The 25,260-nt window shown below is 35.1% G+C and carries 28 protein-coding genes; 24 read left to right on the top strand and 4 right to left on the bottom strand.

The window, feature by feature from the left end:
- Window positions 1–306: 306 nt before the first annotated feature.
- Window positions 307–528, top strand: coding sequence for a dihydrofolate reductase family protein (locus tag AQ616_RS19780; protein ID WP_205634379.1), 222 nt, complete (start codon window positions 307–309; stop codon window positions 526–528).
- Complete coding sequence (locus AQ616_RS19775) at window positions 525–914, top strand: dihydrofolate reductase family protein (RefSeq protein WP_205634378.1); 390 nt, start codon at window positions 525–527, stop codon at window positions 912–914. Before AQ616_RS19780 ends, AQ616_RS19775 begins: the two co-directional genes overlap by 4 nt.
- Window positions 915–967: 53 nt before the next feature.
- Here the strand turns inward: AQ616_RS19775 and AQ616_RS19770 are convergent, their stop codons facing one another.
- Genes AQ616_RS19770 through AQ616_RS02855 form a run of 3 tightly spaced genes read right to left on the bottom strand, consistent with a single transcriptional unit; the run spans window position 968 to window position 1,590 of the window.
- Window positions 968–1,189, bottom strand: coding sequence for a hypothetical protein (locus AQ616_RS19770; protein ID WP_139136313.1), 222 nt, complete (start codon window positions 1,187–1,189; stop codon window positions 968–970).
- Complete coding sequence (locus AQ616_RS19850; RefSeq protein WP_240490464.1) at window positions 1,123–1,266, bottom strand: DUF6366 family protein; 144 nt, start codon at window positions 1,264–1,266, stop codon at window positions 1,123–1,125. The genes AQ616_RS19770 and AQ616_RS19850 overlap by 67 nt, the downstream gene beginning before the upstream one ends.
- A 60-nt stretch (window positions 1,267–1,326) precedes the next feature.
- Complete coding sequence (locus AQ616_RS02855; RefSeq protein WP_069685025.1) at window positions 1,327–1,590, bottom strand: hypothetical protein; 264 nt, start codon at window positions 1,588–1,590, stop codon at window positions 1,327–1,329.
- Between the two features lie 182 nt (window positions 1,591–1,772).
- Between AQ616_RS02855 and AQ616_RS02850 the strand changes: the two genes are divergently transcribed.
- The 10 genes from AQ616_RS02850 to hprK all read left to right on the top strand — a co-directional run bounded on the left by AQ616_RS02850 (window position 1,773) and on the right by hprK (window position 11,572).
- Window positions 1,773–2,066 carry a hypothetical protein gene (locus tag AQ616_RS02850; protein ID WP_017798704.1) on the top strand — a complete coding sequence of 98 codons (294 nt, stop codon included), beginning with the start codon at window positions 1,773–1,775 and terminating at the stop codon, window positions 2,064–2,066.
- Window positions 2,067–2,186: 120 nt separating this feature from the next.
- A complete protein-coding gene (locus AQ616_RS02845; RefSeq protein WP_017798703.1) occupies window positions 2,187–3,158 on the top strand; it encodes a CobW family GTP-binding protein in 972 nt (323 codons plus the stop codon).
- Between the two features lie 52 nt (window positions 3,159–3,210).
- A complete protein-coding gene (locus AQ616_RS02840) occupies window positions 3,211–4,326 on the top strand; it encodes an NAD(P)/FAD-dependent oxidoreductase (protein WP_069685024.1) in 1,116 nt (371 codons plus the stop codon).
- On the top strand, window positions 4,316–5,977 hold the full coding sequence (locus AQ616_RS02835; protein ID WP_168156626.1) for a nucleoside recognition domain-containing protein: 1,662 nt from the start codon (window positions 4,316–4,318) through the stop codon (window positions 5,975–5,977). The genes AQ616_RS02840 and AQ616_RS02835 overlap by 11 nt, the downstream gene beginning before the upstream one ends.
- Window positions 5,978–5,998: 21 nt before the next feature.
- Window positions 5,999–6,550, top strand: coding sequence for a dCTP deaminase (gene dcd / locus AQ616_RS02830; RefSeq protein ID WP_017798700.1), 552 nt, complete (start codon window positions 5,999–6,001; stop codon window positions 6,548–6,550).
- A gap of 17 nt (window positions 6,551–6,567) precedes the next feature.
- Complete coding sequence (gene rpsN / locus AQ616_RS02825; protein ID WP_011067830.1) at window positions 6,568–6,837, top strand: 30S ribosomal protein S14; 270 nt, start codon at window positions 6,568–6,570, stop codon at window positions 6,835–6,837.
- A 27-nt stretch (window positions 6,838–6,864) separates the two neighbouring features.
- The gene (locus AQ616_RS02820; protein ID WP_017798699.1) at window positions 6,865–8,022 is read left to right on the top strand and encodes an FAD/NAD(P)-binding protein; all 1,158 of its coding nucleotides are present in this window, start codon (window positions 6,865–6,867) and stop codon (window positions 8,020–8,022) included.
- 12 nt (window positions 8,023–8,034) lie between these two features.
- Window positions 8,035–9,210: a GTP-binding protein gene (locus AQ616_RS02815; RefSeq protein ID WP_017798698.1), complete on the top strand. Its 1,176-nt coding sequence runs from the start codon at window positions 8,035–8,037 to the stop codon at window positions 9,208–9,210.
- Between the two features lie 129 nt (window positions 9,211–9,339).
- Window positions 9,340–10,539, top strand: coding sequence for a GTP-binding protein (locus AQ616_RS02810; protein ID WP_069685022.1), 1,200 nt, complete (start codon window positions 9,340–9,342; stop codon window positions 10,537–10,539).
- A 112-nt stretch (window positions 10,540–10,651) separates the two neighbouring features.
- On the top strand, window positions 10,652–11,572 hold the full coding sequence (gene hprK, locus AQ616_RS02805; RefSeq protein WP_017798696.1) for an HPr(Ser) kinase/phosphatase: 921 nt from the start codon (window positions 10,652–10,654) through the stop codon (window positions 11,570–11,572).
- 79 nt (window positions 11,573–11,651) lie between these two features.
- Here the strand turns inward: hprK and AQ616_RS02800 are convergent, their stop codons facing one another.
- Complete coding sequence (locus tag AQ616_RS02800; protein WP_069685021.1) at window positions 11,652–12,905, bottom strand: tetratricopeptide repeat protein; 1,254 nt, start codon at window positions 12,903–12,905, stop codon at window positions 11,652–11,654.
- 198 nt (window positions 12,906–13,103) lie between these two features.
- Here AQ616_RS02800 and AQ616_RS02795 point away from each other — a divergent pair, with 198 nt between their 5' ends.
- From AQ616_RS02795 to AQ616_RS02740, 12 genes are all read left to right on the top strand, one after another.
- Window positions 13,104–13,478 carry a bZIP transcription factor gene (locus AQ616_RS02795; RefSeq protein ID WP_069685020.1) on the top strand — a complete coding sequence of 125 codons (375 nt, stop codon included), beginning with the start codon at window positions 13,104–13,106 and terminating at the stop codon, window positions 13,476–13,478.
- Window positions 13,479–13,786: 308 nt separating this feature from the next.
- A complete protein-coding gene (locus AQ616_RS02790) occupies window positions 13,787–14,995 on the top strand; it encodes an ROK family transcriptional regulator (protein WP_069685019.1) in 1,209 nt (402 codons plus the stop codon).
- A gap of 46 nt (window positions 14,996–15,041) precedes the next feature.
- Window positions 15,042–16,298: a sugar ABC transporter substrate-binding protein gene (locus tag AQ616_RS02785; protein WP_069685018.1), complete on the top strand. Its 1,257-nt coding sequence runs from the start codon at window positions 15,042–15,044 to the stop codon at window positions 16,296–16,298.
- A 34-nt stretch (window positions 16,299–16,332) separates the two neighbouring features.
- A complete protein-coding gene (locus AQ616_RS02780; RefSeq protein WP_240490460.1) occupies window positions 16,333–17,304 on the top strand; it encodes a carbohydrate ABC transporter permease in 972 nt (323 codons plus the stop codon).
- 65 nt (window positions 17,305–17,369) lie between these two features.
- A complete protein-coding gene (locus AQ616_RS02775) occupies window positions 17,370–18,131 on the top strand; it encodes a carbohydrate ABC transporter permease (RefSeq protein WP_240490463.1) in 762 nt (253 codons plus the stop codon).
- 32 nt (window positions 18,132–18,163) lie between these two features.
- Window positions 18,164–19,177, top strand: coding sequence for a Gfo/Idh/MocA family protein (locus AQ616_RS02770; RefSeq protein ID WP_069685016.1), 1,014 nt, complete (start codon window positions 18,164–18,166; stop codon window positions 19,175–19,177).
- A complete protein-coding gene (locus AQ616_RS02765; RefSeq protein ID WP_069685015.1) occupies window positions 19,174–20,145 on the top strand; it encodes a Gfo/Idh/MocA family protein in 972 nt (323 codons plus the stop codon). The genes AQ616_RS02770 and AQ616_RS02765 overlap by 4 nt, the downstream gene beginning before the upstream one ends.
- 17 nt (window positions 20,146–20,162) lie before the next feature.
- Window positions 20,163–20,999, top strand: a complete 837-nt coding sequence (locus AQ616_RS02760; RefSeq protein WP_069685014.1) for a sugar phosphate isomerase/epimerase family protein — start codon at window positions 20,163–20,165, stop codon at window positions 20,997–20,999.
- A 311-nt stretch (window positions 21,000–21,310) separates the two neighbouring features.
- Entirely contained in the window at window positions 21,311–23,218 is a 1,908-nt protein-coding gene (locus AQ616_RS02755) for a BglG family transcription antiterminator (protein ID WP_311200324.1), read from the top strand.
- Window positions 23,218–23,673: a PTS sugar transporter subunit IIA gene (locus tag AQ616_RS02750; protein ID WP_069685013.1), complete on the top strand. Its 456-nt coding sequence runs from the start codon at window positions 23,218–23,220 to the stop codon at window positions 23,671–23,673. Before AQ616_RS02755 ends, AQ616_RS02750 begins: the two co-directional genes overlap by 1 nt.
- Window positions 23,666–23,947, top strand: coding sequence for a PTS sugar transporter subunit IIB (locus tag AQ616_RS02745; RefSeq protein WP_017798691.1), 282 nt, complete (start codon window positions 23,666–23,668; stop codon window positions 23,945–23,947). The genes AQ616_RS02750 and AQ616_RS02745 overlap by 8 nt, the downstream gene beginning before the upstream one ends.
- Before the next feature lie 26 nt (window positions 23,948–23,973).
- On the top strand, window positions 23,974–25,248 hold the full coding sequence (locus tag AQ616_RS02740) for a PTS ascorbate transporter subunit IIC (protein ID WP_017798690.1): 1,275 nt from the start codon (window positions 23,974–23,976) through the stop codon (window positions 25,246–25,248).
- Window positions 25,249–25,260 lie beyond the last annotated feature (12 nt).

Genomic DNA, 25,260 nt, shown 5'->3' with positions numbered 1-25,260 from the left:
TAGTAACTATCACAGTTGCTATTCTTTTTTACATAGTTAGAAACAAGACAACAATGATGAGCATGCTTATCTTTTATAGACTAACTTAGGGATGAGCAAAAATAATCGAATAAAAAATACGGTAAGAATACTATTAAGGGTATTCGGATTTTAACCTAATTAAGTTATTTCTAAAACAAAAAAGCAATCCAAAAGAAATCATTAAATATACAACTTGTTAGAATAAGAATGAAGCTTGATTGTGAATGAAAAAATCTTAATGCTTTTAAAGATGTTGACTGTGCAAACAAAGGAGATAACGAATATATGAGAAAAGTCGTTTTAAAAATGGATGTTTCTCTTGATGGATTTGTTGCTAAACCGAATGGAGATTTGGACTGGATTTTTGGTAGCTTTAATGATGAGTTGAAAGCGTGCCTTGTTGATACGCTATGGCAGGCTGACACGCATATTATGGGGAGAGTTGCCTATAACGATATGGCAGATCATTGGTCTTTTTCAACAGAAGTTTTTGCCCCCCCCCGATGAACGAAATACCAAAGGTCATTTTTTCTAAGACACTGAAGGAAGCAAATTGGAACCGCTCAAGAGTGGTAAGCGGTGATATTAAGGAGGAAGTTTCTCGTCTAAAGCAACAGCCTGGAAATTATATCTTGGCACACGGGGGAGCAAGATTTGCTCAGTCTCTTTCAAGGTTTGATCTGATCGATGAATACAGACTAATTATTCATCCTGTGGTATTGGGAAAGGGGCAACCCTTGTTCAAAAATTTGGCTGATATGATCAACTTGAAGCTATTAAATACAAGAGTATTTCATACAGGAGCTGTACTTCATACATATCAACCAGTACGAAAAGGGGGGGAGTCCGCAGGAAAATTAATGGTTTCTTTTAACAAACGGGGGGACAATTAATCAAAACGATTGAGGAAAAGCATTTTATACCCCCTTTCCACACTATTTTCCGATTATCCACTTTTAAATACCGTATCTGGCCAATCTATCGGCGAGTTCGTTAGATACTTTAGTAATATGCTGATACCAAAAACAATTAGTATTCCAACTATAACGAGGCTAACTTCTTTTAATATTGCCAATATATTCACTCCAGTTTCAGGGCTTTCTAAAGTAACGATACAACGACAGTAACTAGGATAAGTGTAAGGAGTAGGATCAACGTAACTTTCCACCCCATATTACCAACGAGATTAGCGAGGCTACTGCCTTGTGAACTGCTAGTAGGATGTTTTAACTCTTCTTGTCTTATTTTTCTCTTTGTTGCTCCGGTTGCTCTTGACCATTATTTATTTATTTCACTCCTCTAATATTATGGAGAAGTAATGAATCGATAGAACAATTGATAAACCTTTGTGACAACGAGGACAATTACATATATAACGAGGAGGTTTAGAAAAAATCCTGCCCATTGAAATCCAAAACTTCCATCTGCATAAATGACTAACCAAAATGCAGGAATGCCTAAGTATTGATCGCCGCTTGTAGTAGCTGTTTGTAATGCCGGAATAAATGAAATACCAACCATGATCGCGATGCTAATAATAAAAAGAATAAGGTACGTGATTTTTTTCATGTGAGTACTCCTCGTTTTCTTATTGTATATAGTATATATTGGCATAAAAAAAAATGAACGTAAATCCCTCCGCTTTAATCCTTTTTTAAAAAATATGGTTATTTTCTTGTAAAAAGAATAATACAATGATATAGTGTTTCTATAAATCGTAATGATTACGTTTTGTGTCGAGGAGTGTTAATGTGTATGAACATATAGAAGAAGAGTTTCTTTCCAACATAATCGATGAATTACCAAAAAAGGAAAGACAAATTTACCAAGCATTTATAGAAATAGAAGATATACTGATCCAAGAGGCAGATACCTACGAACAACTGCTGAATATGGTTTCAACATATTCTCCTCATAAAAGAATTGCGAAGAAGCTGGGTGTATCATTAGAAGTACTACTGGAACAGTTAAGCGATATCGATGAAAAAGTAACAAGAAAACTAGAAAAAAGAAAAACATTTCTTTACTGGAAAAGTGAATTATAAGAAATATCCACTAAGTACTGGATATTACGTTGAACTTGCCTAAGGGTTCATATTTTTTTGGGTATTAATCGTAATGATTACGAGTAATAAAAATTCCATTTTAGAGGAGTATTGGAAAGCATGAAAAAGGATCCAAGGACGCCCGTTACTATAGTGACAGGATATTTAGGTGCAGGAAAAACAAGCTTTTTAAATCATTTCCTTCGCCAAACAAACGAAAAAATAGCTATTATCGTAAACGAATATGGTGATATTGGAATTGATGATCAGTTAATTGAAAAGACAAAAGAAGAGATTATTGAAATCAATAAAGGTTGTATATGCTGTAATGTACGCAAAGATTTAATAGACACATTATCGATGCTTTCATTTACTAGAGAACAAGGGATGATTGAATTCGATAGAGTAGTAATAGAAACAACCGGCTTAGCAGACCCCGCACCGATTGTTCAAACATTCCTAATGGATTCTAAAATGATTGAAGCGTACGACATAGATAGTGTCTGTACGATAGTGGATAGTAAGCATATTTCCATGCATTTAGATCAGAAAGATGAATCACTTAGCCAAGTAGCATTTGCAGATAATATTATATTGAATAAGATTGATTTAATTTCTATTGACCAGTTAGAAAAGTTGAAAAAGAGAATAACAAAGATAAATCCGTTTGCTAATATATATGAAACAACAAACAGTAAGATTGATATAAATAAAGTTATCCATTTCTATTCATTTGATTTAAAGGATAAATTACAAATGCATCCTGCGTTTTTACATGACACCCATCACCATCATGATAACGTAACTTCTTTATCGTTAATAGAAACACAACCTCTAGATCTAGGAAAACTAAATCTGTGGTTTTCTTATTTAGTTCAAATACTTGGAGAAAGTCTATACCGTTACAAGGGTATTTTATATATCAATGGAAAAAAGAAAAAGTATATTTTCCAGGGTGTTCATATGTTGTTTGCAGCAGAAGAACAAACCGAATGGGGAGATGCGTCACCAAGAAGCGAGATCGTATTTATCGGAAAAGACTTAAACAAGCAAAAATTAAAGGAACAATTTCATAAATGTATCTCAAGATAAAAAATTTTAAAAGTTTAATCGTAATCTTTACGATATAGGAAGAAGGAATAAGATGGTTAAACACTATGATGTTCTTATCGTTGGAGCTGGAGCATCGGGAATCGGTATTGGAATACTACTGAAACAGATGGGCTGTGAGAGTTTTTGTATAGTTGATAAAGGAACTATAGGAGAGACCTTCAGGCGTTGGCCAATAGAAATGAGGTTTATCACTCCTTCTTTTCCAGCGCAAGGGTTCGGGCAGACGGATTTAAATGCGATTGCCCCAAAAACCTCGCCAGCATATACATTAGATGAAGAACACCCGACCGGAGAAGATTATGCGGAATACTTAGACTTACTAGTGGATCATTATGCTCTACCGGTAGAAGAGGAGTTTGAAGTATATAATCTCAATAAACGAAAGGATCAACTTTTTGAAATAGAGACATCTAAAGGAGATGTACTAAGTAAATATGTTATTTGGGCAGCTGGAGAGTATCAATATCCAGCTGTAGAAGCTATTTCTGGAGCAGAACACTGTCTTCATAGCAGCCAAATTCAAGCATGGGAAGAAATGGATTCAGAACAATATATCGTAATAGGCGGATATGAAAGTGGAGTGGACGCCGTTTGTCAATTGGACAAAGCACAGAAAAGTTCCACACTTATTGCAAAAACCCCAACATGGGAAATTGACAGCAGTGATCCAAGTACTGCTTTAACGCCATATACTTATAAGCGATTAAGAAAATCAATGATGAATGGAAGAATAGAATTAGTACAAAACCAAACTGTTGTTTCCGTAGAAAAAAAAGATGATAAATATCACGTATATACACAGGAAGGCAAGAGATTCACAACTTCACAACAACCAATTTTAGCAACTGGATTTAAAGGAAGTACGTCACGTATCCCCAAGCTATTTCAATTTGGAAAACATGGTGAGCCATTAGTTAATGAAAAAGATGAATCTACTAAATGTAATAATCTCTTTCTTGCTGGGCCCGAATTAAGGCATGGGAGTCATGTGTTTTGTTATATTTATAAGTTTCGACAAAGGTTTGCTGTGGTAGCTGAAGAAATTGCAACGAGATTAGCTTTAAATACAGAGGTTCTAGAAATGTATCAAAAAGAAAATTTTTATCTTTATGATCTTTCCAATTGTGGGGAACGTTGTGAGTGCTAATTCAAAACAAACATTTGCTTTAGTCGGCTTAGAATCTGTAGGTAAGTCTGCTATATTTAGGCAATTAACAGGAAATCAAGCTGGAGTGGAAACGAATATAAAAGGTTCTACCGTCGTACTTACTTCTAGTTTTATAAAAGAAGCACCTACGATTAGGATCGTGGATACTCCGGGAATTCGTTATGAGAATGACAGCCATACAACCAAAATGACGTTAGAACAGACGGAGGGTTTAGATCAGCTGATTCTAGTGGTCAAATCCTCTCGTTTAAGAGAAGAACTTCAATTGTTAGAAGATCAGTTGAATTTAAAAGGGAGAAATATCACAGTTATTGTGACGCATAAAGATAAATATTTACCGACGGAAAAAGAGAGACAGTTCATTAAAGATTTATTAAACGTACCAGTCATTTGGTGTAATAGTCGACTACTACATTCTTCTGATTTAAAGGGCATTCTAAAGTCACTTTCCCTTTCTTCAGAATGGAAGTTAAACAGGCATATACTGCAATTTCTTCCATCAGAGAAAGAAATCAAAGAAGATAATTGGTTTGAAACCATGATGGTGCATCGATTTTTGGGGCCGTTGATATCTATATTATTAATGATTTGTATGTTTGCTTTTCCGGTCTTTCTAGCTTTTCTATTTTCCAGTTACTTCGAGACAATCACCGAAAATATTATTATTTCGCCGCTGGAAAATATTTTTATGAATTATTCTGCATGGATACAGGAATTATTTATCGGTCAATATGGTGTACTGACACTTGGATGGTTTTCGTTTCTATGGGCCTTTCCAGTCGTTATTCTTATGGGCATAAGTACATCGATAACAGAAGAGACAGGGATTCAAGAACATATTACCTATGCATTGGATCCATACTTGCGAAAAATAGGATTAACTGGTAGAGATTTGATTCCAGTATTAACCGGATTTGGTTGCAATGTAGTGGCAGTAATGCAAAGCAGAAGTTGTAGTAGCTGTACTAGAGGCGCATGTATTTCCATGATTTCATTTGGCTCTGCCTGTAGTTATCAGATAGGGGCATCTTTATCATTATTTGGAGCAGCTGGACATCCTATATTATTTATTCCTTATATTTTTCTACTGTTTGTTGTTGGGGCAATCCATACTAGGTTATGGCAAAAAAATGGTGTGCCATCTACAATGATGAGCTCTCTTCCATATTTACAACGAATGACATGGAGAGGGACTGTGTTTCGTGTTAAAACGATCGTGAAGCAATTTCTTCTCCAAGCAATGCCTATATTTATATTGATATGTCTGATTGCTTCTGCGCTTAACTATTTCGATATAATACGCGTTTTATCGGTATGGATAGCACCATTATTAGGAATATTTTCGTTACCAGCAGAAGCTGCTCCAGGTGTCGTATTTTCTATCCTTCGAAAAGATGGAATGATGATTTTAAACGAAGGACAAGGAACGCTATTACAATCAATTGGAGTTTGGCAATTGTTTATTGTCGTTTATTTAGCATCTACCATCTCATCTTGCTTGGTGACGTTGTATTCGATAACAAAGGAATTAGGCTATAAATATGCATTAAGTACTTTCTCCAAACAATTTGTTACTTCGATTATAAGCACATTTATAATATCGATAATCTTATATGCGTTATATAACTAACTGTAAGGTGGTGATAATGATTTGATTCTATCTAGTGAAACAATCAGAGAAAAACTAGATAAAAAAGAGCTATTAATTGAACCATTAGATGATGAAAATATTCAACCCGCATCTATTGATTTAAGACTAGGACAACATTTTCAAGTATTAGATGAATATACAACGAGTAAAATTTCTATGAAAGAAGAAGGATCATACCAAGAGATATTCATTGGGGAAGGTGATTCGATTATGATTCCGGCCCATTCATTTATGTTAGCAACAACAAAGGAATTGGTAAGATTATCTAATAAATTTACTGCATTTATAGAAGGAAGAAGCTCTATAGGCAGGTTGGGGTTATTCGTACAGAATGCAGGGTGGGTCGATCCTGGATTTGAAGGAAGAATCACATTGGAACTTTTTAATTCAAATCGATTTCCTATTGAATTAATAGAAGGAAGGAGAGTATGTCAATTAGTTATTGCGGAAGTAGATAAGCCTACAACAGCTTATCAAGGAAAGTATAGTAAACAACAAAGTACAACTACAAGTGCAATCCATATGGATAAAGAAAATCTAATTTTAAAATAAGAAAGGTGATATTTAGGATGGCTAAAAAATCAAAAATAGCAAAAGAGAGAAAGAGACAACAGATGGTCGAAAAGTATGCTGAACTTCGTAGGGAGTTAAAGGCAAAAGGTGATTATGAGGCAATAAGAAAATTACCTCGTGATTCTTCTCCAACTCGGTTAACCGGTAGATGCGAAGTGACAGGAAGACCAAGAGGATATATGAGACAGTTTAAAATGTCTAGGATTGCTTTTAGGGAGTATGCGCATAAAGGACAAATTCCAGGTGTGAAGAAATCAAGTTGGTAATGTAGAAGAAGGAGAGGCTACTGTCTTATGTATAAATGGATTGTTATTGGTGGAGGTGTACAGGGATGCTCTGTAGCCTCTCGTCTACTTATAGAGAAAAAAGTAACGACGGAAGAGTTGCTTATTATTGACCCGCACGCTGAGCCATTAGAAATGTGGCAACGAATCACGAGTAAAATCGGTATGCAGTATTTAAGGTCACCGGTAGTACATCATTTAGAAGCGGATCCATATAGTTTGAAGAAGTTTGCGAAGCTACATGATTTTACACAACCTTTTAAAGGAAAATATGGTCGACCTCGCCTAGATCTTTTTAACGACCACAGCTTAAATGTTGTAAATAAAACAGGAGTAAGAGATTCTTGGAGACAAGGTTTGGTTAATAAGCTTGCAAAGCATAGCATTGGTTGGGAAGTAAGTGTACAAGATGGCCAGAATTTCTATGGGGAGCGTGTTATCTTAGCCATAGGGGTGAATAATACGCCACATTTCCCTACCTGGGCACAAGAATTACAAGACAACGAGCGTATGAATCATATATTTGACTTAAAAAAAGACCTCCCTAACAGTGGGAATATAATCGTTGTTGGCGGTGGTATGACAGCTGCCCAACTCGCATCCAATTTGTCAAAGCAACAAGATGTTAATTCAGTTACATTAGTAAAACGTCATCCTTTTCGTATTCACCGCTTTGACAGTGATCCGGGCTGGCTTGGTCCTAAGTTTTTAACTAGCTTTGATAAGTTAACGAATTATAAGAAAAGACGTGAAGTGATCCAAGAGGCTAGGTATCGCGGTTCTATTACAAAGGATGTCTATATAAATATTAAGAAACAAATAAATACTGGTAAATTGCATGTTTATAATGGAGGGGTTGTATCTGCAAAACTAGAAGGTCAATGTATACAACTGCTGACTAGTCAAGATGAAATGTTAAGTGGTGATGCAGTTTTATTATCCACCGGAGCTGAACCTAGTTTACCAGGAAGAGAATGGTTGAAAGAAGCTATCGATCATATAAGATTACCTTGCGCTCCTTGTGGTTTTCCGATCGTCTCCAAATCATTAGAGTGGAAAAACGGTCTATTTGTTACAGGAGCTTTAGCCGAGCTTGAGATAGGGCCAGTATCACGTAATATTGCCGGAGCGAGAAAAGCAACCGAACGAATCTTACAAACCGCATAGGAGGAAAATCAATTGTCTAAGAGGATACCAGTTACAGTGTTGAGCGGATATTTAGGTGCTGGCAAAACAACACTGCTGAACTATATATTAAATAACAAACAAAATCTAAAAATAGCTGTCATCGTAAATGATATGAGTGAAGTTAATATTGATGCAAGTATGGTAAAAATGGGAGGATTCAGTAGAACGGAAGAAAAACTAGTAGAGTTACAGAACGGATGTATATGCTGTACATTAAGAGAAGATTTGATACAAGAAGTAGATAAACTTGCTAAACTGGATATCGATTATATCGTTATAGAATCTTCCGGTATCTCAGAACCAATTCCAGTTGCTCAGAGTTTTATTTATGAAGACGAGGAATTGAAAATTAATCTTAGTGATCATTGTAGTTTGGATACGATGGCAACAATTGTAGATGCTAATCGATTTTGGAATGATTATGGCTCTGGAGACAGTTTGCTAGAGCGTAATCAAGAAGTAAATGAGAGCGATGAAAGAGAAGTAATTGATTTACTCATTGATCAAATCGAATTTGCAAATGTAATCATATTAAATAAAGTAGATTTAGTCGATAAGGAACAAAAAGAAGAATTAATGGCTGTACTCCACCAATTAAATCCTGAGGCGCAAATGATACAGACGGAGTACGGTGCCGTACCATTGGAAGCAATACTCCATACGGGTTTGTTTGATTTTGAAAAAGCTAGCCAAGGAGCTGGGTGGATAAAGGAGCTCAATGAGGAGCATATCCCAGAAACAGAGGAATATGGGATAAGTTCGTTTGTGTATCGCCGGAATAGACCTTTCCATCCAGAAAGATGGTATGAATGGTTAAATAATTGGCCGAATGCTATTATCCGGGCAAAGGGTTTTTTCTGGTTAGCTTCAAGAAATAATGTCACTGGATTACTATCACAAGCAGGTACTTCACTATCTATTCAAGGAGCGGGAAATTGGGTAGCGACGTACCCAAAAGAAGAGCGAAAGTCATTAATTATCGAGGATCCGAATCTCCTAGAACATTGGGATAGTAAGTATGGAGATAGGATGAATGAGTTAGTTTTTATCGGTATAAAAATGGATAGGCAAGCAATTATGAAAGAATTAGATACATGCTTATTAACAGATTCGGAAATGGAATCCGATTGGAATAAATTGATAGATCCATTGCCAGCTTTTAGTTAGGAATTTTAAGTAAGAAATGTAGTTTTTTTTAATAACTAAATCGTAATCGTTACGTTATATTAAGTGGAGTCTCTTCATACAAGTCAATCTGATGGGCTATTAAAATTTGAAAAAGCAAAGGAGAAAAATATGAGAAGAAAAATCCCAGTTACTGTGTTGAGTGGATATTTAGGTGCAGGAAAGACTACATTACTAAACCATATTTTAAATAATAGGGATAATCTTAAAGTAGCTGTCATTGTAAATGATATGAGTGAAGTTAATATTGATGCAGATCTTGTGGAAACAGGAGGCAATTTTTCCCGAACGGATGAGAATCTAGTTGAGATGTCCAATGGTTGCATTTGCTGTACGCTAAGAGAAGATTTGCTAGTAGAAGTGGAGAAAATCGCTAAAAAAGGAGATATAGACTATATTGTCATTGAATCATCAGGAATTAGTGAACCCATCCCCGTTGCTCAAACATTTTCTTATATTGACAAAGAAATGGGTATCGATCTTACGAATTTCTGTCGATTAGATACGATGGTGACGGTGGTAGATGCGTATCGATTCTGGCATGATTATGAATCAGGAGATAAATTACTCGACCGTAAACAGGCAGTAGGAGAATTAGATGACAGAAATTTAGCAGATTTACTTATTGATCAAATAGAATTTTGTGACGTTTTAATTATTAATAAATGTGACATGGTGAGTGAAGAACAGCTAGAATCATTGACTAAAGTAATACAAACATTACAACCAGATGCCAAAATTATTCAGACAAACTATAGTGAAATTATTCCAGAAGAAATACTAAATACTAATTGTTTTAGTTTTGAAAGGGCAAGTCAATCTGCAGGATGGTTAAAAGAATTAATGGCTGGTCCACAAGAACATACTCCCGAAACAGAAGAGTATGGAATTAATTCATTTGTTTATAGCAGGAGGGTTCCTTTTCATTCAGAACGTTTTTATAACTGGATTAGTCAAATGCCTATTGCAGTCGTACGTGCAAAGGGAATTTCTTGGTGTGCAACTAGAAATGATTTAGCACTTTTACTCTCTCAAGCAGGGCCATCCGTATCCATAGAGCCAATCTCATACTGGGTAGACTCTTTATCTAAGCGAGAAAAAGAACGTATATTAAAAAACAATCCTAATTTACGAGAAGATTGGGATGAGTCATATGGTGATCGTAAAACTAATCTTGTATTCATCGGTGTAGATCTTCCTAAAGAAGCAATTATCAAAGAACTTGATGAATGCTTATTAACATCAGAAGAAATGAGAAAAGATTGGTCAACGATGAATGACCCGTTTGTGTGGGAAGTCGCTACACAGTAGCTCAGTAGAATGAACCTAACCATGTGTTTGATTCGCAGCTCCTTTTCTGTATCTTTCCCCCTTGATTCGTTATAATTAAAGAAGCATTAGGACCGTAGAGGAGTGCAACGGAGTGAAATCCATTCAAGTACAACAACTAGTAGAAGAATTTAATTTAGAAGTTTTAGCGGGAGATGACCATTTAGAGCGGACAATTACAAAATCTCGGACGCATCGGCCAGGCCTTGAGTTTATTGGTTACTTTGATTTCTTTCCGATGGAGCGGGTGCAGATATTAGGAAAAAAGGAAATTAACTATCTCCATCAGCTAAATGAGCAAGAACGAGATATACGAATTGGGAATGTTGTAAATTACCATCCACCCTGTTTTATTGTGACTTCTGATCAAGATGGGCTTACTTACTTGAAGAAATATTGTCATGCAGAAGATATTCCTCTATTACGAACGAAAGATACGACAGTGGATTTTATGGCAAAGGTCGATCATTATCTTACTCGAAAACTAGCTGCAGAAATTGCAGTTCACGGAGTTTGTATGAACGTATTAGGGATCGGTATTTTAATTCGAGGAGAGTCCGGCGTTGGAAAAAGTGAACTGGCTCATACGTTACTTGGGCGTGGGCATCGCTTAGTAGCGGATGATATCGTGGTACTGAAACGATTAAGCCATAAAACGATACTTGGTACGCATAATGATAAGAACAAGGAGTTTCTAGCATTAAGAAGTGTTGGCCTATTAAATGTAGTCCGAGCGTATGGAAGTAGAGCTTTCCAAGATGAAACACGTATATCGCTTGATATAAAGCTATCGAAATGGGAAAAGGACTCGCTACATAATGAACTGGAATTTGAAACGCAGTACCGGGATTATATGGGGGTACATGTGCCAAGCATTGAAATTCAGTTGCAACCAGGGCGTGATGTAGCTGGATTGATAGAGGCGGCAGCGAATAATTGGTATTTACAACAACAAGGTTATAATGCAGCAGAAGACTTTATGAATCGAATTGAATGGCAGGATGGGGATGATTGACCCCATCCTTTTTTATATTGAGAACAGTTCTATTGAATAGATTTTCCTACGCACAATCTAATTGTTACTGATTTGAGGACTAAAACATTGTCCCAAACTGCAGCGTAATCGCAGCAGCAAGCAATAGAATGAGTAATATGGTTGGCCAAGGCGCGTATTCTTTCTCTGGCGTTAATGTTGTCGTTGTTGCAGCTACTTCTTGATTTCCGCCTGGTTCTGGAGATGCGGTCTTTAAAGTAGTTACATCTAATTTTATTACGTTGTGATCACTTTCTGAATTCCATAGATGGATGAGTACTTTTTCCAAGTCAGTGATTGGTAACGCCGGCTGTAACTTTGCATTACTGTCTGCAAAAATGTTGCTCTGTGTACGAGCTCGCCCCCATAACAAGGTTAGTTCTGCCATGGTGAAACCTACTTTAGAGAGTTTGGCTCTTGTAATTTGTTGACTGATATAACCCCAGATAAGATAGATAACGACAAGAGCCAGTCCATATCGTCCTGTTAAAACTCCGAGTAATACGAATTCCGTAACAAAAAGAAGAAACGAAACGAGCATAACCGAGATATTCTCTTTAAATACGTTTCTCCATAACCATACAGCTGGTGTGGCAAAAGCGTTTTGAATCATATTGTTGATTTCCCGTTTCGCTCGAACAACGGCATTTTCGGTTGGATGAATCTTTTTGAATGAGGTTCGAATTACAGTGTTTGCCGGATCCAGTTGTCTTGCTTTGTTGATTAATATCTGTGCTTTTTTATATTTTCTCCTATCGTAGGCAATGAGCGCAAATCGGTTTAGAAAAGCAGGATTATTAGGTTCCTTTTGTAATGCTAGCTCTTCGTATTTTTGTGCTTCTTTATTGTCTTTTAAAAAGTAAAGCATATATGCGTAATATGCGACGTATTCAGCGTTATCTGGATTCAATCGTATTGCTTCTTGATAGGACTTTTTGGACTGGTTAAAATCGACATTCAAATGAATAAGTGCATGCATAAAATGAAAATAATCATTGTCAGGGTAAAGCTGTCTCGCGGTTTTGGTGAGGTTCTTCCATTTTTCTTGTTGTAATTCGGTCTCATGGTAGAAAGCAAGTGCAATCGTTAGCGATTCTTCACTTTCTGGAGCTAATTCATATGCTTGATTAGCCCAGGATAGTGCCTCTTTTCGTTCATTTATGTAATAGTGATGCAGTGCTTTTAATACATAACCAATTGGACTATCGGGGTGAGAAGTGATTGTTTCTTGTGCAAATGAAATTGATTGTTCTATTTTCTCGTTTAGGACGAGCGTTTTTAGGTGTGCAATCTTGGTAATGTTCGTATCTGCCATCGAATCATCCTTCATAAAAGTATCATTTTTTAAATAAGTCTAATTTTATTTTAGCTAATTATCCATAAGTTGGCTACAAAATTTGAGGACAACTTTACAATAATAATCAGAATATTGTGAATTAATCACGAGTTTGTTTTATTATTACATACAATAGTTAGTATGGTTGAGCAATTATGTGATAAAGGGGTAGAATGAATGGCGAAGACTGACAACGTAAAGCAACCGTTTTACAAAAATATTTGGATATGGTTTGTAGTAACGGTTGTGGCAGCTTTTGGGGTTACTTTTTTCGTGATGGACGACTCTGCAGAATTAGAAGCATTGGAAAATAATAATACGACGTTGCAAGAAGAAAATAAAGCGTTAGAAGAGAAACTAAATCTTCTCGAAGATGAGAATAGTAGTCTTGAAGAAACGGTGCTTACTTTAGAGGAAGAAAATAGTAATCTCGTAAGTGATAATGAATTATTGTATAGTGATATTACGTATTTAGTGGAATATGTCACGGAATTAGAAACAGCATTGAATGAGGCTTATGAAATTATCGATTCGTATGAAGCGGCTAATTAAAACTAAAAAATAACTAGTTATGGTGGATGCTTGACAGGCGACTAAAGGTCTCCTGTCTTTTTTATGTAAAAACAATAGGTAAAAACTATCAATTATCAATATTTAAATAATTTTTTATTTACAAAAAAGTAAGAATATAATATTATACTTAATAAAGTCACTGGAAAAAGTAAGTACTTACTTTTGGGTTGTTTAGAGAAAAAACAATAAATTATGTTGAAAATTACAAATTCTAAGATAATAAGCTTTGATATCTTTAAAACTAATTTCAACCAAAAAATAAAGTTTAAAAATGAGGGTTAAGTATAGTGTCTAGAACAGGGAATTTAAAATTGATACAAGAACTCAATAGGTCATTAATTTTAGATACGATTAGAAAAAAAGGTCCTATTTCAAGAACTGATATTGCAAAAAAACTAAAGATTAGCCCAACTACTGTTACCACAGCTGTTAGTGAATTAATTGATGGAAAAATAGTATATGAAGATGGTATGGGAAGTTCAAAAGGCGGGAGAAAGCCAGTTTTACTGCGTTTTAATCCAGATACACATTCTATTATTGGAGTATCTGTTACAAATTCAAAAATTAAAATAGCAGAAATGAATTTAGAAGGAAAGATAAAAAAAAAGAACGTAGTGAAAACTAATAATGAACAAGGTGAAAATATTATCGAGCTTGTTATGAATACACTGAGAAGTTTCATTATAGATGAAGAGATTAATATGGAATTTTGTGAAGGTGTTTCTATTATTACACCAGGAATTGTAGATTCGGAAGAAGGATGTATTTCTTATAATTCACATCTTGGTTTATATAATATTCCCCTGAAAGAAATGGTTGAATCAACAATTGGCTTACCAACGTTTCTAGAGAATGATGTCAATGCATTTGTATCTGCCGAAAATTATTTTGGATCATATAACAAGTACAATAGTATTTTATTTTTAACGATAGGAGATGGTATTGGTTCAGGCATTATGATTAATGACACTCTTTATAAGGGTTATAAGGGTAGTGCTGGTGAGATAGGACATACAACTGTCGTTCCTGGAGGTATTAAATGTAAATGTGGAAATAGTGGATGTGTGGAGAATTATGTTAATTGGCCATCGATACACTCTCGAATTGTTTCAGCAATAATTACTAAAGGACGTGATACCTTAATAAAACAATATATTGGAAAGGATTTTACTAAGATAACACCAGACATGTTTGTAATGGCTATTCGTGAAAATGACGAAGTTTGTAAGGAAATTATGGAGGATATGATTAATTACTTATCAATTGCTATTGTTAATGCTATTCATACGTTAAGTCCTGAATTAATTATTTTGAGTGGATCTATTATTCATGGAAATCAGGTTTTTATTGATCGGTTACAGGCAGAGGTAAAGAAGAGGTTATTACCAATTATTAGACAAGATGTAAATTTTCAAAGCACTTCATTAGGGCCTGATTTTGACCTATTAGGGGCGGCGTCTGTAATTTTACAAGGACGTTTTCGATTTCAATTATAAGATTGACTAAAATTCAGGAAAGAGAATAAAAATATGGAGGTATTTCATGAAAAAAATAACTATTTTAATAGTATTGTTAATGGTGGGTTTCTCCTTGGTGGCATGTAGTAATTCTTCAAGTGGTAAAGATAAAAATACATTAGAAATAGCACTATGGGATGAAAACGCTAGTGAAGCGGTGGATGCTTCCATAGAGGTATTTAAAAAAGAAAATCCAGACATAGAGGTAAAGGTAACATATACTCCTTTTGCTGAATATTGGACAAAGCTAAGAACGAGTCTTGGCGGAGGAAGTGGTCCAGACATATTTTGGATGAATGGTCCTAACTTTTATGAATATGTAGATTCTAATTTAATCGAAAATTTAGAATCATATATCGATGATGATCCGCAGTTTGCAAAAGAAAACTATTATGAAACCGTTTTAGATCTTTACTCTTTTGAAGATGAATTGTATGCAGCTCCATATTTTGTAGATTCTATTGGATTATTCTATAACAAGCTATTATTTGATGAGGCAGGTGTACCTTATCCTGATAATTCTTGGACTTGGGAAGATATAGAATTGTATGGTGAACAATTAACAAATAAGGAAGAGAATATCCATGGTTATGTAGCAAGAATTATAGGAAACCAACAAGGTTATTATAATTTAATTCCTCAAGCTGGTGGGTACATTATCAACGAAGATAAAACGCAGTCTGGATTCAATACATCGGAGGCTAAAGAAGCTTTTACATTCTTACAAAGTTTAATAGATAAGGGGATATCTCCAACCGTTCAAAATCAAATTGAAACAAAGGCAACACAAATGTTTATTTCCGAAAGGGTGGCTATGTTACCGGAGATTTCTGTACATGCAGCAGAGTTCCATAAAGAATTAGGAGATAACTTAGGTGTTGCACCTCTACCAGCGGGTAAGGAAGAAGGTTCTGTTATACACGGTATCGGGTGGGCAATGAACTCAAAATCGGATAATAAAGAACTTTCATGGGAATTAATTAAAAGCTTATCTGGAGAAGAAGGAATCACAACTATGGCAGAGACAGGATTTTCCACGCCTGCACACAAAGAAGCGAGTCAAATATGGTTAGAATCTATACCTTCTATAGATTTACAAGTATTTTTAGATGCGCATGATATCGGTGTGCTTTATCCAATATCTAAGAATGTAGCAGAATGGCAAGATGTTGAGACGAAAGAAATACAAAGTGCATTCTTAGGCGAACAAACAATAGATGAAGCTTTAGAAAAGATATCTGAACAAATGAATAAAGTTTTAGAAGCCGAAAATATGGAATAAGTAAGAGTCTTTATACGAAAGGAGGAAAATAAAATTGGAATTACCATCAAATTCCGATAAGCATATTAATCCATATGAACAAGGTATGAAGCAGGAATTAAATTCAAGTCCAAAAAAGCCTAAAAAACTCTTTACCAAAGAGGCAATGGTTGCTTATCTATTTATTGCTCCTACTTTATTGGGATTGTTTATCTTTTATATTTTGCCTGCATTAGGATCATTTGTATTATCATTTACAAACTGGGATGGGATTAATACCCCTGAATTTGTTGCATTAGATAATTTTATTTTAATGATTAAGGATCCATTATTTATGAGATCCATTATTAATACAGCGGTTTTTACTCTTTTGTCTGTTCCTCTATCTATCATATTTGCGATAATAATTTCATTATTGCTAAATCAAAAAATCAAAGGAATGGTATTTTATAGAACGCTTTACTTTTTACCTGTTGTAACTATGCCTGTCGCAGTAGGAATGGTGTGGAAGTGGTTGTACAATACAGAATATGGTCTTGTAAACCATATCTTAGGGCTGTTTAATTTACCACAACCTGCTTGGCTATTCGATCCGAATATTTCTTTACTATCCGTAATTATTGTCTACGTTTGGATGACAGTTGGGAATAACGTGATATTAGTTCTTGCTGGTCTACAGGGAATCGAGAAGTCTTATTATGAAGCAGCACAAATAGACGGTGCTTCAAAAACGAAGCAATTTTTCAAAATAACATTACCGTTACTAACACCAACGTTATTTTTTGTTTTAATAACTGGAATGATAAGTTCATTACAAGTATTTGATTTGATCTTTGTAATGATTGGCAATACAACAGCTTTATTAGAACCATTGAGAACACTTGTTTATGGAGTATATGAATTTGGTTTTAAATATGATCAAATGGGAGTTGCTTCGGCTCAAGCGTTGATTTTATTCTTAACCATACTTTTAGTAACCATTGTACAATTTATCTTTCAAAAGAAGTGGGTACATTACGATGCTTGATAATGAGGTGAATAGAAGTGCGATCAATTGGTAAACATAGTGTTTTAATTATAGGTTCATTCCTTATGATAATCCCTTTTTTATGGATGGTCTTAACTTCCTTTAAAACATACGGGGAATCAATGCAAGTACCGCCTACTATATTCCCTAGTGAATGGAACTTTAATAATTATGTCAATGTATTCCAGAGTGTAGACTTTCTTCAGTATTATATCAATACACTTATTGTCACTGTAGGTAGAACACTAGGCCAACTATTTTTATGTTCGTTAGCAGCTTTCGCATTTGCTAGATTAGAATTCCCAGGAAAAAATATAATTTTTATACTAATCTTATCTGTTTTGATGGTTCCTTTACAGGTTATTCTTATTCCTAATTTCGGAATACTCACTCAATTCGGGTGGGTTGATACTTTTTATGCGTTAATTATACCGGGGGTATTTAGCGCATTTGGGGTTTTTTTATTAAGACAATTTTTTATGGGTATTCCTAAAGAACTTGATGATGCGGCGAAAATTGATGGATGTTCTTACTTCGGTATTTACTGGAGAATTATTTTACCAAATGCAACTCCGGCTTTAACAGCGTTAGGGATATTTACGATTTTAGCTGCATGGAATGACTTTTTGTGGCCTTTGGTAATGACAAATTCTGAGGGGATGAGGGTATTATCTGTTGGTATATCAAATTTTCAAGGTCAATATTCTACTGACTATCCCTTATTAATGGCTGGTGCAGTATTATCCACAATTCCAATGTTGCTAATGTTTATCTTCTTACAAAAATACTTGTTAGCTGGAATTGCATTAGGTGGGGTCAGAAGATAGTCTATAAGTTTAATTAAATGGAGGTCGAGAAAATGCTTAATGTAATAGTTATCGGTTCGGGTACGATGGGGGGAACACATGCTAATGCTTACTCCAACATTTCCAATGTGAATCTTGTTGGAATTGTAGATGTGCAGTTGGAGAAAGCGTCATTATTAGCTAAGAAACTAGGAACCAATTCCTATAAAACTTATGAAGAAGCAAAAGTGGAAATTGGAGAAGTAGATATAGTATCTATATGCTTGCCTACACCTCTTCATTTGGAATTTGTCAAAAAAATTGCCGATACCCATACCCATATTATCTGCGAAAAACCTTTAGCCAGATCATTAGAGGATGCTAAAGAGATAATAGATTATTGCAATATCAAAGGTGTGAAGTTATTTGTAGGTCACGTAGTTCGCTTTTTTAAAGAATACAGTAGAGCAAAACAACTAATAGAAGATAGAAAAATTGGAAAGCCTGCGGTAGTTAATACAAGTAGAATAGGTGGTTTTCCTGATGCTTCAAATGACTGGTACTCAAATTATTCAAAAAGTGGTGGGTTAGTACTAGATATGATTATTCATGATTTCGACTTCTTGAGATGGTGTTTTGGAGAAGTTGATCATGTATATGCTAAAAGTTCAAAAGGAAGAGTCAATTCTAAGTTAGAGTACGCATTAGTAACTTTAAAATTCAAAAATGGAGTTATCGCTCATGTTGAAGGGTCTTGGGCACATCAAAAATTTACTACTAAATTTGATATTGCAGGAACTGAAGGGATATTAAATTATGATAGTTCGAAAGTGAACCCGATCTTTAAGAGTATTAAAGAATTTGAAGGATCACATACAGGGGTTGCAGTGCCTGAAAGTCCTTTAAAAGCAACTCCTTATCAGGTTCAATTAGAACATTTTATAAGTTGTATTATTGGAGATAAAAAGCCGATTGTAACAGCAATAGATGCATATAAAGCCATGGAAATTTCTTTAGCTGCCCTTAAGTCAATTGATACAGGAAGAGTTGTAGAAATCTCGAATAAAGAAATGGGGATTTTATTATGAAGATAGGAATTGTTAGTTTCGCACACTCTCATGCACATAGTTATGCACATGCATTGCAATCAATGGAAAACAATGAAATTGTGGGTATATATGATGACAACAATGAGAGAGGTAATGAAGCTGCTCGTAAGTATAATTGTAATTATTATGATAATTTGGAGCGATTTCTACACCTCCCGTTAGATGCAGTAATTATTGCTTCAGAAAATGCAAAACATCATGAACATACTATAGCAGCTGCTAATAAAGGAATTCATATATTATGTGAGAAGCCAATAGCAACAACTTTAGAACATGCTCGTGAAATGATTGAGGTATGTAAAAAAAACAGTGTTATCTTGCAGATTGCTTTTCCAGTCCGTTTTAGCACACCTGTTGGTAAAGGAAAAGGAATCATTAATTCAGGGGAGATTGGCAATATCGTAGCCATAAAAGGGACTAATCGCGGAACGAATCCCGGAGGATGGTTTGTGAATAAAGAGGATTCTGGTGGCGGAGCGGTAATGGATCATACTGTGCATGTGGTTGATTTACTAAGGTGGTATATGAACGCTAATGTTAAAGAAGTCTATGCAGAAGTAGGTAATTTAATATCCGAAGATGAGATAGATGATTCTGGAATTATCACTATGGAGTTTGATAATAATGTCTTTGCTACTCTTGATTGTAGCTGGTCAAGAAATGATTCATTCCCTACATGGGGCGATGTTACGTTAGAATTTATTGGAACGAAAGGTACGTTATCCATTGACGCATTCTCTCAAAAGACAGATGTATATTCAAATGATGGAGCTCATTGGGATTTCTGGGGAGATAATATGGATGCGATGTTAGTAGAAGATTTTATAAATAATGTAAGAAGTAATAAAAATTCAAGTATAACTGGTGAGGATGGTTTAAAGGCATTAGAGGTTGTTCTAGCTAGTTATGAATCTTCTAGTAGAAAACAACCGGTAGAGATAGATTAGTTAAAAGGAGTGAAACAATGCGTAAAGGTATAAACCAATGGTGCTATCCCGAAGGCACTCCTATAGAAAAAGTTTTTTCATATAGTAATCAATCTGATTTTCATACAGTTGAATTAAACCTTTCCGCGAATGGCCCAGGACTAACAATGGATACAACTGTATCAGAGATCAGGAAACTAAAAAAGTTAGCATCTAATTATTCTATTCAATTAAATAGTGTATCAACCGATTTGCTATGGAAATATCCACTCTCGCATACAGATAGAGAGATACGAGAAAAAGGCAGAGCTATAATTGAAAAACAACTGGAAATCGCAGCTGAATTTGAGGCAGATACCATCCTTGTTGTCCCTGGTATCGTAAATAGTAAAACAAACTACAAGGATTGTTATGAAAGAAGTCAAGAAGAGATAGGTAAATTAATTCCACTAGCAGAGGAAAAAAATGTGACGATAGCGATTGAGAATGTGTGGAATAAATTCTTATTGTCACCACTGGAAATGGCAGATTATGTTGATTCTTTTTCATCTAAGTATGTAGGTGTCTATTTTGATGTGGGAAATGTTCTGCAATTTGGTTTCCCTGAACAATGGATTGAAATAGTATCTCAGCGTATAAAAAAAGTTCATGTTAAAGATTTTGATACAAAGGTAGGCAATATCAGTGGATTTGTTCCTTTACTTGCAGGAAACGTTAATTGGAAGAATGTGATTAAAGCATTAACCGATATTGGTTATAATGATACGTTGACTGCGGAATTAAACCCATATGACCTTGGTCCAGATCTGCTAGCAAGAGAAACATCTCGTAGTTTGGATGTTATTATAGAAGCTGGTTCGATGGAAACAAAATGAAATGCATAGAAAAATCGTAAATAAAGTGAAAAATGTAAAGAAGTCTTGTTACTAGTGTGGCAAGGCTTTTTTGATGGGAGATTTTGTTATAGTTATTTTACATAGAAGCATAATATATTGAACTTACATATAGAAAGATGGATAATGAGTTTTATTTTAATGTGGACTAGATAAAGTAAAACAAAAATTCAGTGGGAAAATTACTCTCCGTCCGTTTTCTAAGCAGAGATACTGATATTTTTTTACCACAGTTGTGTTAATTTTCGTTCTTTAGATAAATAAGAAGAAATAATAAACTAAGCTTAAAGGTGATGAACATGTTATCAACGAGACAAAAAAAACTACTTACCAAGCTTATAGGAGCGCATCAGTATATGACCGTGGACTTTTTGGCAAAGTGGTTGGATGTTAGCCAGAAAACGGTTCGCAATGATTTAGAAACGTTAGCTAGTGTTCTTGAAGAAATGGGCTGCTCTTTGATTCGAACTCCTGGAAAAGGCGTTCTTCTTTATGCCGATAGTGATGTGAGAGAAGAACTTATGGATTCATTAGAATTAGCGACGTCATTAGTTGATAAAAATGTCCAACTTACTATGGTGAGCTTATATGTCTTAATGACAGAGAATGTAACGATTCAAAAAATAGCGGACGAATTCTATCTTAGTCGATCGAGTGTTCATCAGATTCTTTTAGAAGTAGAAGAATTATTTGATCCGTATAATTTACAGCTCACGAAGGAAGTAAGAAAAGGACTGTTTATTCATGGTACAGAAAGAAGCAAGCGAAAAGCTGTTTTTTACTGGTTATCGAGTAAATGGGTAGATTTGAATACGATATGTAGCTGGCTTCCGATGGACATTAACGAACAACAAACAATTGCTACTTGGATTAGTTCCTGTGAAGAAGAAAGAGGCGTGTTATATAGTGAAGACTCCAAACGACATTTATCGTTGTTCTTAGTTTGGTGGAAAAATCGTGTAAGTGTTGGTACATCTGTGTTTATTCCGAAGAAACATCGTATCCATAATCCTATTATTGGTACGATTGATAACTATCTAAACCAATTATCTAATGAACCGGAATTGATGGATAACGAGAAGAACTTTGTTCATCAGATTTTTGACCAACTAAAAGTAGTCACCTATGAATTTGAGGCAGATGATTTAGATCACTATAAGCGAGAACATGCGTTTACGTTGTATCTTATTCAGGAGATTTCCAAAATATTAGAAGTGAATCTAGCCTCCGATAAGAAATTAATGAATGATTTAATGTACCATGCAAAATCGGCGTTCTTAAGAATGGAGCAAGGTGCAGAGATAGATAATCCTTATACAGAAGAAATTAAAATTCGCTATCGTGCTATTTATGAGATGGTTCACCAGATTACGACGGATATGGGGTATAAAATGGTAGCGGCAGAAGTAGCTTATATTACGATGCATATCAGTTCCGCATTTGAAAGAAGTGGAAATAAAAAATATTTACCCAATGTTATTGTCGTATGTACGACTGGACTAGCTACTTCTTCAATCTTAACAACGAAGTTAGAACATATTGAACCAGGATTTCATTTGGTAAGAGTCGTTAGTTCTCAAGAAGTGGATGAGGAGTTATGTTTAGATAATATTGATTTTGTTTTGACAACTAGTAAATTATCGATTGATTTTGCCAGTGATACGAAAATCTATCGTGTAAGTCCGTTGTTATTGGATGAAGAGAAAGCAAAAATTCAGCATGAAGCGCATAAAGTCGTGAATCGTAAGCAGCTTCAACGTTTTAATGAAGTATATCAACATGCGACTTCGATTGTGCCGACCTTATTTGATGAACAAGTTCATATTAGTAAAACTAACAATTGGCATGATGCCATATCTATTGCTGCAACACCTTTATTAGAAGCAGGATATATTAAGCAAGGTTATATTCAAGAAATGATAATGTCTGTGGAGCGTAACGGAACCTATATGGTCTTTCTTCCCAAAATCGCATTCGTACATGCGAGCCCTGAGAATGTTATTAAAGAAGGGATAAGTATGACGGTTTTTGAAAATGACATGATATTTGGGTCTAAAAATCCGGAAGAAGTCAAAATCATTATTGTACTTGCTATTAAAGAATCACATAATCAAGACTTTTTACAACTTTATAGATATTTAGAGAATCAAGCGGTTTTCGAAAAACTAATAGACAGCAACAATCAAGAGTGGAGGAAGTAATGTTGAAGCAACTACGAAAAAATCATATATCTATACTAACAGAAGCAAAAGATTGGCGATCTGCCATTGAATTATCTGGACAATTACTTGTTAAGTCAGGAGCGGTAACAGAGCAATATGTAGAAAGTATGGTTGCTTCTGTAGAAGAGAATGGGCCATATATTGTAATCGCTCCCGGAATCGCAATTGCCCATGCAAGACCAAATAAAAGTGTGAAAGAAAATGCATTGGCTTTGGCTATTTTGAAGGAACCAGTAACATTTCATAGTAAAGAGAATGATCCAGTTGACCTCGTTTTCTCTTTCTCTGCAATAGGAGATGAATCTCATCTTAAAATGATTGAGCAATTATCTATTTTTTTAATGAAAGAGGAGAAAGTGAATGAATTAAGGAATGCTTCAACAATTGAAGATGCATATCAAATCATATTAAAAGGAAGTGAAGGCAATGAGTAAATTAAAAATAATGACTGTGTGTGGGTTTGGATTAGGTTCATCTATGGTATTAAAAATGAATTTAGAAAGTGTGTTAAAAGATGTAGGGATTGAAGCAGATGTCTTTACAGGAGATGTAAGTTCTGCCATTGGCACAAGTTGTGATTACATTTTTACCAGTAATGAATTAGCAAACAACTTAAAAACTTCTGCAACAACACCGGTAGTAGTGATTAATAGTTTTGTAAATAAAGAAGAGATAAAAGAAAAGGTGCAACAAGAACTACAAAGCTAATCAACCATATAAAAGGGGGATAAATGATGGAATCCGTAATGAATTTTGTAATTGAAATTATTCGTGAGCCAGCAATATTTCTAGGATTAATTGCATTAACGGGTCTATTGCTTTTGAAAAAGGATATATCCACGATTGTATCAGGTACAGCAAAAACGATAATTGGTGTAGTGATTTTAACACAGGGTACAAATATATTAGTAAGTTCGATTGAGCCGCTAACAGCGGGATTTAACCTTATGTATGACATTCAGGAAACCGAAGTTAATCCAGCACTTGGCTCCGATCAAGTGCTAAGTCAATATGGTACACAAATTGGAATTGCGATGCTCGCTGCTTTTGCGATTAATTTATTGGTAGCTCGTTTTACGAAGATTAAGCACGTATTTTTAACGGGACACATGCTATTCTGGTTTCCATTTATATTCGTGGCTGTGGGAGTAGAAAATGATTTAAGCAATGTCCAACTAATTATTTTTGCATCGATTATGACGGCATTATATATCATTATTGCGCCAGCATTATTACGTCCATTTGTACGAAAGGTAACTGGATCGGACGACTTTATTATTGGACACCCAACCACAATTCTAAGCTTAATTGCTGGAGGAGTTGGAAAGCTATTCGGTACGAAAGGTAGATCTTCTGAGGATATTAAATTTCCTAAATCCACGGAGTTCTTACGTGAAATTAGTATCACTTCTTCGATTACGATGTTTTTTGTTTATCTTGTTGTAAGCATCATTATCGGTTTTGATACAGCTACAGAAGCATTTGCTGCGGAACAAAATCTATTTATTTATAGCTTAATGCAAGGGGTATTATTCGGTGCAGGCTTAACGATTCTATTACTTGGTGTACGCATGATGCTTGCGGAAATTATTCCAGCATTTCAAGGAATCTCACAGAAGTGGATTCCGAATGCAGTACCTGCTTTAGATGCGCCTATTTTATTCCCATATGCACCAAATGCAGTATTAATCGGTTTTATTGTATCAATGATTACATCGGTAGCAACAATATTTATTACAGGAAGTCTAGGGATCTTTAGCTTTGTTATCGTCCCCCTTACGATTACGTGTTTCTTTGAAATTGGAACCGCAGCCATAATTGGTAATGGAACCGGCGGGTTAAAAGGAGCTATTGCCGGATCTGCTGTTGCCGGGGTTGTGATGATTCTTCTTGTAGGGTTATCGGTGCCGATTCTTAATGGAACAATTGCCGATTGGATTGTTATTTTTGGAGGAAATGACTTTTCTCTATGGGCGTTTATGACAGATTGGATCGCAAAGTTATTCTAATAGGATGGTGAG

The organism is Oceanobacillus sp. E9 (assembly GCF_001741975.1).
GTDB lineage: Bacteria > Bacillota > Bacilli > Bacillales > Amphibacillaceae > Oceanobacillus > Oceanobacillus kimchii.
The sequence above is the reverse complement of the archived record's forward strand: the minus strand, read 5'-3'. Positions and strand labels throughout refer to the sequence as shown.